General features: G+C 64.4%; 4 protein-coding genes. 2 read left to right on the top strand and 2 right to left on the bottom strand.

The annotated features are described in order from the left end of the window. Both K1X74_23565 and K1X74_23560 read right to left on the bottom strand, forming a co-directional pair. A partial coding sequence (locus K1X74_23565; protein ID MBX7169331.1) for a GntR family transcriptional regulator occupies nt 1-407 on the bottom strand: 407 nt, incomplete at its 3' end. Between the two features lie 144 nt (nt 408-551). Beyond that, a complete protein-coding gene (locus K1X74_23560; protein ID MBX7169330.1) occupies nt 552-1,373 on the bottom strand; it encodes an alpha/beta hydrolase in 822 nt (273 codons plus the stop codon). A gap of 135 nt (nt 1,374-1,508) precedes the next feature. Here K1X74_23560 and K1X74_23555 point away from each other — a divergent pair, with 135 nt between their 5' ends. Together K1X74_23555 and K1X74_23550 are read left to right on the top strand one after the other, a co-directional pair. Next, entirely contained in the window at nt 1,509-2,051 is a 543-nt protein-coding gene (locus K1X74_23555; GenBank protein MBX7169329.1) for a methylated-DNA--[protein]-cysteine S-methyltransferase, read from the top strand. A gap of 8 nt (nt 2,052-2,059) precedes the next feature. Then, a partial coding sequence (locus K1X74_23550) for a L,D-transpeptidase family protein (GenBank protein ID MBX7169328.1) occupies nt 2,060-2,581 on the top strand: 522 nt, incomplete at its 3' end.

The raw sequence follows: 2,581 nt of genomic DNA, 5'->3' as shown, positions 1-2,581 counted from the left end.
ACGTCGCGCGCGATCAGCTCGCCGAGCGGCGTGTTGCCGTCGAGCGGCCGGCCGGCGGCCAGGGCGGTTTCCAGCCGCGCCCGGCCGCCGGCGTCGGTTTTGGCGCGGGCCGCGGCAAGCTTCGCCGCCAGCGCGTCGATGGCGCCGCGGACCTCATAGAGCTGCCGGATGCGTTCGGGGTCGAGCTGGACTACCTCGAAGCCACGCCTGCCGCTCTCGGTGACGAGGCCCTGCCGGTGCAGCAGGTGCAGCGCATGCGACACCGGCTGGCGCGAGACGCCCAGCCGGTCGGCCAGCTCGTTCTGGCGGATGCGCTGGCCCGGCAGCAGCGAGCGGTCGATGATCGCTTCGAGGATCCGCGCGTAGACCTGGTCGATCAGGTTGGGAAGCGGGTCGAGCGGGATCATGCGCAGCCATTCGTTTGGAATACGGAATTCCGTATTCGAAATCTATCGTAGCCTGCTGCGGTCGTCAATCCGGAACCATCATGCAACAAATCTGTTGCATGATGGGTCGTCCCCCTGAACGCATCGGGATGGTGAGTGAAGGCGTCAGCCCGCCAGAAAATCCAGTACGATCTCGCAATATCTCTGTGGCTGCTGCTCGAACATCGGATGGGTCGCGCCCGCGATCATTTCGGTGCGCGAGCCCTTCACATGCGTCGCGAGTGCGCGCAACACCAGCGGCAGCGTTCCCCTGGTGTTGGCGCCGCCGATGAACAGCGTCGGCGTCCCGATCGCTTCGGCATCGGACCGCGAGAAGGGCGGGCGCTGGTCGCGGGTCTGGCCGATCAGCGTCGTCGCGTTGTCGCGCAGCTGCTGCTTTTGCGCCGCAGGCAGCCGCTTCCAGGCGCCGGGGCCCTCCAGCGCGTCCATGAAGATCTGCAGGCCGCCGTCGACGTCGCCCTTGGCGATCACCTCGGCGGAAGCCGCGATCCGTGCCGCCAGCGGCGAGGGGCCGGGCTTGTAGTTCGGGTCGAGCGTGCCGTCGAGTTCGCCGCCGGGCTCGGCCAGAATCAGCCTGCGCAGCAGATCCGGCCGCCGCTGCGCCACGCGGAAACAGATGTGGCCGCCGCGCGAATGACCCATCAGGTCGACCGGCCGCGGCTCGATCCGTTCGATGAAGGCGATGACGTCGTCGACATGCTGTACGATCGAATAGGTGTCGCCGACGCCGTCCCAATGGTCGGGAAAGAAATGCCGCAGGCTCACCGCGATCACGCGGTGCCTCGCCGTCAGGGGCCCAAGTACGGCCGACCAGATGCGGAAATCGCACAGCGAGCCGTGCACGCAGACCAGCGGCGCGGCGCCCGGCTGACCCTGGCCCACGTCGAGATAGGCCATGTCGTATCCGTTGACGCGCAGGGTCTGCATTTCGGGCTCGGGGAACTGAATGGGGGAAGGAACTGGCTGTGCAAGATTCCCGGAATCCGGGTGGATAGCAACAATTTCCAAGCCTAGATTTGGCTCTACGATTAGCTCGGGCTGAAAAGCCTGGAAGGGCAAGCCATGACCGGCCAGCAATTTGCAATCTTCGATACCCCGATCGGCGCCTGCGGTGTGATCTGGGGCGAGCGCGGCATCACCGGCGTGCAGCTGCCGATGGGCAGCGAAGACAAGACCCGAAGCCGCATCCATCAGCGCAACGGCGATGTACCCGAGGCCGTTCCGCCGACGGAGGTGATGCACGCGATCGATGCGATGAAGGAATTGCTCGCGGGCAAGCCGAACGATCTTGCCGAGATCGTGCTCGATCTCGACGGCGTGCCGGAATTCAACCGCGGCGTTTACGACATCGCGCGCAAGATTCCACCGGGGCAGACCCTGACCTATGGCGACATCGCAAAGAAACTCGGCGGCGTGGAATTGTCGCGCGACGTCGGCCAGGCGCTGGGACGCAACCCGTGCCCGATCGTGGTGCCCTGCCACCGCGTGCTCGCGGCCGGCAACAAGCCCGGCGGTTTTTCCGCCAATGGCGGGGTGGTGACCAAGCTGAAGATGCTGGCCATCGAGGGCGCGGTGGTGAACCACACGCCGAGCCTGTTTGATTGATTTCTGCAATGATCCGCGCCATGGCGTTCCGTGCGCTTGTGCTGACGGCGGCTTTTGCCGCGGGGCTGACGCCGGTCGCGTGCCTTGGCCAAACCAGCAATCGATTGCCGGCCAAGGCGACAAAGGAACTGCCCCCTGAGCTGCTCTCGCTGCTCCTGCAGAAGAAGATGCCGAAATCTTCACCTATCGTTGTGCGCGTTTTCAAAGAGGAGGCGGAACTCGAAGTCTGGAAACAGGACACGACCGGCCGTTTCCAGCTCCTCAAGATCTATCCGATCTGTCGGTGGTCGGGCGATCTTGGGCCGAAGCTGCAGGAGGGCGACCGCCAGGCTCCCGAGGGATTCTATACAGTTACCCCCGAGTTGATGAATCCCAACTCCAACTTCTATCTTTCGATCAACCTCGGCTACCCCAACAGCTTCGACAAGGCGAACGACCGCGACGGCAGCTTTCTCATGATCCACGGCGACTGCTGGTCGAGCGGTTGCTATGCCATGACCGACGAACAGATAAGCGAAATCTATTCGCTG

The organism is Pirellulales bacterium, from assembly GCA_019694435.1.
Classification (GTDB): Bacteria; Planctomycetota; Planctomycetia; order Pirellulales; family JAEUIK01; genus JAIBBZ01.
The sequence above is the reverse complement of the archived record's forward strand: the minus strand, read 5'-3'. Positions and strand labels throughout refer to the sequence as shown.